The organism is Corynebacterium sp. NPDC104732 (genome assembly GCF_055583565.1).
Genome location: NZ_JBVJNS010000022.1, coordinates 20,904 through 28,851, shown reverse-complemented (window position 1 = coordinate 28,851; position 7,948 = coordinate 20,904). Strand labels below are relative to the sequence as shown.

Sequence of the window (7,948 nt, the reverse complement as noted above, 5' to 3'; positions counted from 1 at the left end):
AGACCACTCCTGGCCTGCCGGCACCAACACACAACCAAAAAACAAAAAATAAAAGTACTTGGCACACTATTGAGTTCTCAAACAACACACGCACAACCAACCCACACCAGCAAAACCAGCGAAAGAAAGAAGGCTTGTCCATCAGCGACTCGTTTTCCTACCGCCACACACACTCAAGCGGGGCGTTGTCGGTCGCGCTGACTCACATAAAGTTACACACACCCAACTAACAACACAAACCCGCAGGTAAAACAGGGTTTTTAGAGGTTTATCTTTTGTCCTTGCCCCATCATCTCTCGTAGGCCTGAGGATCCGAAGTATCCACTGCGCGCTCTTTTTGGCAGGTACCCCACCAAAGCAATTAGCCACGCGAGCGCTACCACGACGGTCACGGCGATGGTGGGGCGTTGTTCTTGTCCATAGAGACCAAAGACTATGGATAGACCAAATAGCGCGATGAAGAGCAACAGCGGCGTCGCCACACCAAATTTTCGGTATGCGGCAAGCAGAATCGCCATGTGCAAGTAAAGACTGAGCGCAAACAAGGGCAGGAAATGCCACCATTCATAGGACGCGCTCCGAACCAGCCCTACGATCACGTTTGCCAGGAACATTGCGGTGACCAAACCTCCGGTGCTGATCGCAACATCTCGGTAGATGTTCGTTGGTGCTCGCCCATAGAGCTTTGATACTGAGGTTTGGTTTTTCAACATCACTGCGCATCCCGTGATTACTGCGGCGCCGTATCCCATACTCGTGGGAATAATCTCGCTTACGGCATCAACTTTCCCTATTCCTGTTATCAGGTACATAGCGATGATGGCCGCCGGGATAATGAGCCAAAAAATCATCGGCCGATAGATGATGTCGTAACGAATGCCCCGCACAGTGTCTGTGTAGAACGTCCATGGCTGTCGCGGTTCGAATGATTTTTCCGGTGCGCGACGCAGCTGCACTCCGATCCCTACGACACTGCCTGCGACTGCACCCCAGAAGCTATTGTTGCCGCTGATGAGCCAGCCTGGGAGCAGTCCGAGAGTGATAATGAGAGCCACAACTCCGGCGTGGGTGAGGCGATTTCGGCGGATCCGGGTCTGCGAGAGCCCGTACAACCTTGCCCTTCCGGGGTCTACGCTCATGAACCCGACGATCAATGCGGAACCGAGGAATACTGCCACTTCAATGAATGCGCCGTTGACGATGTTCAACAGTGGCAGATAACAGATGAAGAATAGGTACCACAGCAGCACTTTCGGATCGATGTAGAGCTGCACTATTGAGGTCCATTTCATCGTTGCGCCTCCTGGAGGGCCAGTACTGCAGTTTCCAAATCTACTGGGCTGGTGCGCACGTGAGCGCCGTTCGGCAGCTCGGTCCCGCCACGCGCATCGACGATAAGTTTGGTTACTCCCCCGACGGTTTCTTTCACAAGCACCCACTGATCCCAGTGGCCGAGAACTTCAGCAGGTCCTGCGACCGAGAAAATTTCACTGGTAAGCGTTCCTACATCCGAGGACAGATGCACATGTCCCTCTCGGATGAGGTGCACCGCATCAAGGACGCGCGCACTTTCGTTGATGTGGTGAGTGGAGAGCAGGATCGTGCGCGGGTGTTTTTCTTGTTCTTCCAGCAGGATGCGGTAGAGCAATTCGCGCCGCTGCGCGTCGATACCGAGGTAGGGTTCGTCGAGAAGCGTGAAGGGGCAGCAGGCCGCGAGCGCAAATGCCACAGCGACGGCGGATTTTTGGCCGAGCGAGAGCTTTCCGTAGGCTTTGTCGGCGGGGACGTCGAAGCGTTGGAGCAGCTCGTATGCCCGGTCGAGATCGTAGCTGCGCCAGCGCTTGGCCCCGAGGCCGAAGATCTTTTTCGCTTTCCAGTTCATCGGGAAGGCCATGTCCGCGCCGGAGAAGACGATGCCATCCATCGCCCGCTCGTTGTCGAAGGGATCCGCGCCGAAAACTGCTAGCTCGCCATCGTGGGGCAGTTGGCCAGCTAGTACACGCATCAAGGTGGTCTTTCCGGAGCCGTTGGGGCCGATGAGTCCGTGAATCATGTTCGGCGCCAGCTCAAGAGATAGATCTTGTAGCACTGGCTCTTTGTATTTCGCGGTGAGGTTACGTGCGGTAATCATGCTTACTCCTTGTATAGGCCACGGCTTTCGGCTACTTGGTCGATGAGTTCGTGCAGGTGGCTGCGGGTGACCCCGAGTTTGACAGCTTCGTCGATGAGGGGGGCAAGGTAGGTCGCAGCGAAGGCTTCACGACGCCGATTCACAATCAACTCAGGCGCTTCGGCGGTGACGAACATGCCGATTCCCCTTCGTTTTTCCAAAACCCCACTGTCTACGAGTAGGGCCAGACCTTTCCGGGCGGTAGCCGGATTGATCCGGTGGAAGGCTGCAAGCTCATTCGTTGACGGCGCTTGCTGCCCGACCCTAAGTGATCCCTCAACGATCGAATCTTCAATAAGGTCAGCTATCTGCCGGAACAGTGGCACAGTTGACTCGTCCATGCTGCCCCTAGTTACTTGGTTGGTTACTTGTGTAACTAACCATAACACCGCACCGCGACGGTGACAATGGGTACCAAAAAAAAATTTTTGCCTCTAAACCCGCAGGACACCGTCAACTTGCGGGAATTTTTCGACGTAGGCACCCGTTATAAGGCATGCTGGTTATACACAACTTAGTTACAACAAATGAACGGAAATTAGGAGCCATGCTTGAACGAACACTTGTCTATGTGGACACGTCTTACCTGCTTGCAAGCTTTTACAACTCTTGGGAAACCGGGGCACGAGCCCAATTAGAAATTGACCTTCCGGAAGTAGTTGCCGTCCTCGGCAACATGATCGAAAACCAAATTAAACAGCCAATTCACCGCCAGTTCTGGTACGACGGCATCCCCGACACCGGCCCGCACCGCTATCAGCGGGCACTACGCACGTGCGATGGCGTGCAACTGCGCGCTGGGCAGCTGATCGAGTGGGGCGAGCGTCGCACGCAAAAGGCAGTGGATACGCGACTCGTTGCCGATCTCGTGCTCGCTGGGGTGCGCGGAACTTGCTCTGACATCGTGCTGGTTTCTGGCGATGCCGACATGATTCCCGGCGTCCAGGAAGCCGTGAACGCCGGCGTGCGCGTGCATCTGTACGGCTTCGGTTGGGATTCCATGTCCTCGGCGCTGCGCCACGCCTGCGATTCCACCACTATTTTGGATCCTCGGGAAGACTTCTCCGAGTGCATGCAGCTGCAGGTTCTCGAAGGTCCTCTTCCTCCGGTGGTGCGCACCAAACCGATCGGCGATGCGGAACCGATCGACGAGGATGGCACGACGAGCTTCGACGACGTCGAACCTCATTTCCCAGCGCGGCCGGGGGAACCGGCCGTCGAAAAGCCCGGCGAAACAGAGGCAGACTGCCTCACCGAAGGCGAACGCAACCAGCTTGCCGACGCCAAGCCCGCCGAGCCCGTCGCCCCCTCGCCGGCGCTCCTCGCCCAGCAGGCCGCGAAAGCCCAGGCCGAACCCGAGTCTGATGACGAGGAGGAGACGACGACCCGCCCAGCTCCTAGCCCGTCCATGATGGCGCCCCGCCGGAAGCTGCGCTCCCGCTACGTGCCACTCCCCAATGAGGTGTGGGCGTCGGCAGGGTTCCAAACCCCGTTTGACGTGGGACAACAGTACGCGTCCTGGTGGTACGACAACGCCGCCTCCCCAGAGCAGCGCGACTCCGCGCACCTGTTCTCCGGTGGCGGACTCCCACCCGAGATCGACCGGCCGCTGCTGCAGTTCGCCTGCGAGACGCTGCACGAATACACGCTGACTGAGACACAGCGCGTCAATCTGCGCGACGGTTTCCACTCCGGAATCCGCGGCGTGCTCATCAACTTGAACCGGCGCGATTCCTAACCGAAAAAAGCTCCCCAAGGGGAGCATTTTTCGTTACTGCTCTTCTGCGGGCTCCGCATCCTCGCCGGAAGCATCGGCCGGAGTCTCACCCGCAGTGAGCTCCTTGTTTTCGGCGTTCATCGCCGCCCGGATCTCCTCCAGGCGCGCGTTCGCCTTCAGATCCACCCCCTCGGACTGGATCTCTGCCATGCGGTCACCGATCGTGGACTCGGTCAGCTCCTGAGCACCCAACGCATTGGCATAACGACGCTCGATCTTCTCACGCACCTCATCGAGAGTCGGAACGGAGTCATCGTCCTTGCCGAACTGATTGATGGTGTCCATAGACTTAGCCACCTTCTCCTGCATCACAGCCTGATCGGCTTGCGCAGTGAGCTCATCAATCTGAGACATCTGCTCCTTTAGGCGCATCTCAGATTCCTTCTGCTGCTTCTTCGCCTGCTCAGCGGCGGCCGCGCCCTGGGAATGCATCGCCTTCGTCTGCTCCAGCTGCTGCTCCACAGCCACCAGCTGAGATGCGAAGATCTCGGCAGTGTTCGTAAACTCGGCCGCTTTCGCGTCATCCCCATCCGCACTAGCCTTGTCAGCCGCCATAATTGCCTGGCGGGCCTTATCCTGCAGGCTGGCCTGCTCCTTCACCAGCCGATCCAGGCGCATCTCTAGTTGACGCTGGTTACCAATCATCGCAGCAGCCTGCTCAGTAACCTTCCGGTGCTGCTCCTTCGCGGCGTCAACCGCCTGCTGGACCTGTACCTTCGGGTCAGCATTTTCATCAATCTTCGCGTCAAGCGACGCAGTCAGATACTTCCAACCCTTGCTGAATGGATTCGCCATAAGAGTCAACTTCCTTCACTAATTTCAAATCGGTTTCCCCTCAGTGTAGGGCGAATCCAACACGAATTCAGCGCAAATGAATATCTATCAACATTCTGTTACCTTCGGCAGACATCGTTTAGAGCAGTGTTGAAGTTACGCGGTGGAAGAAAAATCGAGAGTACGGATGGGACGATCCAGGCCCTGAAAATCCCATCCGTACGCTAAATCTCACGCGGAGCCTACTCCCGCTCTGCTACCTGGCGGCGCACGTCATCCATATCTAGTCCCTTGATCTGGGTGATGAGGTCTTCGAGGGCTGGGGCTGGGAGGACGCCAGCCTGGCGAAATACCATGATGCCGTCGCGGAATGCCATCAGGGTTGGGATGGACTGAATCTGCAGCGCGGCGGAGAGCTGCTGGTTGGCGTCGGTGTCTACCTTGGCGAAAACGGCGTCGGTGTGGTTATCGGAGACCTTTTCAAATACCGGGGCGAACTGACGGCATGGACCGCACCAGGATGCCCAGAAATCGACGAGGACGATCCCGCCGTCCATGATGGTTTTTTCAAAGTCAGCTTCGGTGATGTTTACGGTTGCCATGGTTTCTCCTTGATGTTTCGAGTTTTTACTAACTCGTACAACCTTACCTATCTGTCACTTATTCCCGCGGACCTTGTTGTGACCAGCCACACGTTTACTACTTTTGGGATTGACTGGTAGATAATAATTCGTAGAAGAATATGCGTATTATCCTGCCAGTTCGAAAGGGCTTGATTTTCAGTGACTAAGAATTACCAGATCGAGGGCATGACCTGCGAGCACTGCGTGAAGGCTGTTGAGGCCGAGGTGAACGAGGTTCCTGGCACCCAGGGCGTGGACATCGATCTTGCGAGTGGTCTCATGGCCGTTCATGGTGAGGATTTTTCTGACGACGCCATCATTGAAGCCGTCATTGAGGCTGGCTACAAGGTGGTTGAGCGCTAGTTGCCGCAGGGCCCTGTGGGGCCCTTTTTCTCTCCCACCCATATACCCCCTAGGGGTATGATGGCTGCCATCTCGATCAAGGAGGCCCCATGACCGTGCAGCATGTTGACTTAGGCGTGACCGGAATGACATGCACGTCGTGTTCGTCGCGCGTCGAGCGGAAGCTGAACAAAGTCGATGGTGTTGAGGCTACTGTCAATTTCGCCACGGAGACCGCCTCGGTATCGTTCGACCCCACCAAGGTGGACGTGCCACAGCTCATCGCCGTGATCGAAAAGACCGGCTATGGGGCGTCCGAGGTGCAGGATGATGAGCCGGAACCGGCGGGTGACTTATCGCGTCGGTTAGCGCTTGCGTGTGTGTTTGCCGTACCCGTCATGGTGCTGTCAATGCTTCCTGCCTGGCAGTTTCCCTACTGGCAGTGGGTGGTGTTGGCGCTTGCCACGCCGGTGTACCTGTGGAGCGGGTGGCCGTTTCACCGTGCGGCTGTGATCAATCTGCGCCACGGCGCGTTCACCATGGATACGCTCATTTCGCTGGGCACCACCGCGGCATTCGCCTGGTCACTGATAGCCCTGGTGTTTGGTGACGCCGGCCGTCCTGGCATGACCATGCACATGAGTGTCACGGCGCATTCCTCGCACGGGATTTACCTCGAGACCGCGTCGATGGTGATCGTATTTCTCCTGCTCGGCCGGTGGTTTGAGGAGCGGGCGAAGGGGCGCAGCTCCGCCGCACTCAAGGCGCTGCTGGACCTTGGCGCGAAGGACGTCGCCGTGCTTATCGACGGCGCAGAGCGTCGCATCCCCATCGCCCAGCTACGTCCTGGCCAGCAGTTTTCCGTGCGCCCCGGGGAGAAAATCGCTACCGATGGCGTTGTGGTCTCTGGCTCCTCGGCGGTGGACGAGTCGATGCTCACAGGCGAGTCGGTACCGGTGGAGATTGCTCCCGGCAGCCAGGTAACCGGCGCAACCATGAACCTTTCCGGGCACGTGGTGGTGGAAGCCACCCGCGTCGGCCCTGATACTACCCTGGCGGCAATGGGCCGGTTGGTCAGCGATGCCCAGGCCAAGAAGGCGCCGATCCAGCGGACCGTGGATAAGGTGTCACAGGTGTTTGTGCCGGTGGTCATCATCGCGTCCCTGGTCACGCTGGCCTTCCATCTGCTGCTCGGATCCACCACCACTGATTCCTTCGGCGCCGCAGTCGCGGTGCTCATTATCGCCTGCCCGTGTGCGTTGGGCCTGGCCACCCCGACCGCGCTGCTTGTGGGAACAGGACGCGGCGCGCAGCTGGGGCTGCTAATTAAGGGACCCGAGGTACTTGAGGCGACGCGCCGCGTTGACGCGATCGTCTTTGACAAGACCGGCACCCTCACCACCGGTCACATGCAGGTAACTCAGGTACACGGCCCGAAGAAAACGCTTGCGCTCGCTGCGGCTGTGGAACATGGCTCCCAGCACCCCATTGCGCTTGCGATTGTGGCGGCAGCCTCAAACTTTCCTGAAGCTAAGGATTTCCAATCCGAGCCAGGCCAGGGTGTCTCTGCTGTGGTGGCAGGCCAGCGGGTCAGAGTGGGGCGCCCCGAATCCGGCGGGGAGCACGTCGAGGCGGCTCGCGCGCAGGGCGCTACTCCCGTCGCGGTGTACGTCAACGACACCTGCTACGGCATTATCGTGGTCACCGATACTCCGAAACCCGCAGCTCGCGAGGCGATCGCTCAGGTGAAGGAGTTGGGAATCCAACCATGGTTACTCACCGGCGACAACGAGGGCGCGGCACGGGACGTCGCGAAGCAGCTTGGCATCGACCACGTCGTCGCCGATGTTTTGCCTGCCGAGAAGGTGGCGCACGTTGCCCAGCTGCAACAGCAGGGCCGACGCGTGGCTATGGTGGGCGACGGCATTAACGACGCCGCAGCCCTAGCGCAAGCCGACCTAGGCCTGGCAATGGGCGCCGGCACTGACGTCGCGATCGAAGCTAGCGACATCACGATCATGAATGACGACCCTCGCTCAGCAGTCGATGCGATACGGCTGTCGCGGTCAACATTGCGAATCATCCACGGCAACCTGTTTTGGGCCTTTGCCTACAACGTGCTGCTCATCCCGGTGGCCGCCATCGGCTTGCTCAACCCCATGTTCGCCGGCGCAGCGATGGCGCTCAGCTCAGTGTTCGTGGTGAGTAACTCGCTGCGCCTGAGAAAATTCCGGAGCATTTTCAGGTAAACCACCTCCCCAT

At 58.3% G+C, this 7,948-nt stretch carries 9 protein-coding genes; 4 read left to right on the top strand and 5 right to left on the bottom strand.

Annotation, left to right across the window (positions count from 1 at the left end):
* Positions 1-230 (top strand): hypothetical protein (locus tag ACZ6ZO_RS11765; protein WP_465292811.1); only part of this gene is annotated, 230 nt, incomplete at its 5' end.
* 30 nt (positions 231-260) lie between these two features.
* On the opposite strand, the gene ACZ6ZO_RS11760 is transcribed toward ACZ6ZO_RS11765, so the two are convergent.
* Genes ACZ6ZO_RS11760 through ACZ6ZO_RS11750 form a run of 3 tightly spaced genes read right to left on the bottom strand, consistent with a single transcriptional unit; the run spans position 261 to position 2,511 of the window.
* Positions 261-1,292, bottom strand: a complete 1,032-nt coding sequence (locus ACZ6ZO_RS11760) for a hypothetical protein (protein ID WP_465292809.1) — start codon at positions 1,290-1,292, stop codon at positions 261-263.
* Positions 1,289-2,131: an ATP-binding cassette domain-containing protein gene (locus tag ACZ6ZO_RS11755; RefSeq protein ID WP_465292807.1), complete on the bottom strand. Its 843-nt coding sequence runs from the start codon at positions 2,129-2,131 to the stop codon at positions 1,289-1,291. The genes ACZ6ZO_RS11760 and ACZ6ZO_RS11755 overlap by 4 nt, the downstream gene beginning before the upstream one ends.
* A gap of 2 nt (positions 2,132-2,133) precedes the next feature.
* A complete protein-coding gene (locus tag ACZ6ZO_RS11750; protein WP_208768492.1) occupies positions 2,134-2,511 on the bottom strand; it encodes a GntR family transcriptional regulator in 378 nt (125 codons plus the stop codon).
* Between the two features lie 206 nt (positions 2,512-2,717).
* Here ACZ6ZO_RS11750 and ACZ6ZO_RS11745 point away from each other — a divergent pair, with 206 nt between their 5' ends.
* Positions 2,718-3,908, top strand: coding sequence for an NYN domain-containing protein (locus tag ACZ6ZO_RS11745; RefSeq protein ID WP_465292805.1), 1,191 nt, complete (start codon positions 2,718-2,720; stop codon positions 3,906-3,908).
* A gap of 33 nt (positions 3,909-3,941) precedes the next feature.
* On the opposite strand, the gene ACZ6ZO_RS11740 is transcribed toward ACZ6ZO_RS11745, so the two are convergent.
* Both ACZ6ZO_RS11740 and trxA read right to left on the bottom strand, forming a co-directional pair.
* The gene (locus tag ACZ6ZO_RS11740) at positions 3,942-4,742 is read right to left on the bottom strand and encodes a PspA/IM30 family protein (RefSeq protein ID WP_465292803.1); all 801 of its coding nucleotides are present in this window, start codon (positions 4,740-4,742) and stop codon (positions 3,942-3,944) included.
* 221 nt (positions 4,743-4,963) lie between these two features.
* A complete protein-coding gene (trxA, locus tag ACZ6ZO_RS11735; protein WP_465292813.1) occupies positions 4,964-5,374 on the bottom strand; it encodes a thioredoxin in 411 nt (136 codons plus the stop codon).
* Between the two features lie 129 nt (positions 5,375-5,503).
* Here trxA and ACZ6ZO_RS11730 point away from each other — a divergent pair, with 129 nt between their 5' ends.
* The gene (locus ACZ6ZO_RS11730) at positions 5,504-5,707 is read left to right on the top strand and encodes a heavy-metal-associated domain-containing protein (RefSeq protein ID WP_232843204.1); all 204 of its coding nucleotides are present in this window, start codon (positions 5,504-5,506) and stop codon (positions 5,705-5,707) included.
* Positions 5,708-5,796: 89 nt separating this feature from the next.
* Positions 5,797-7,935 (top strand): heavy metal translocating P-type ATPase, encoded by a 2,139-nt coding sequence (locus ACZ6ZO_RS11725; protein ID WP_465292800.1) that lies wholly within the window; start codon positions 5,797-5,799, stop codon positions 7,933-7,935.
* Positions 7,936-7,948: the final 13 nt, after the last annotated feature.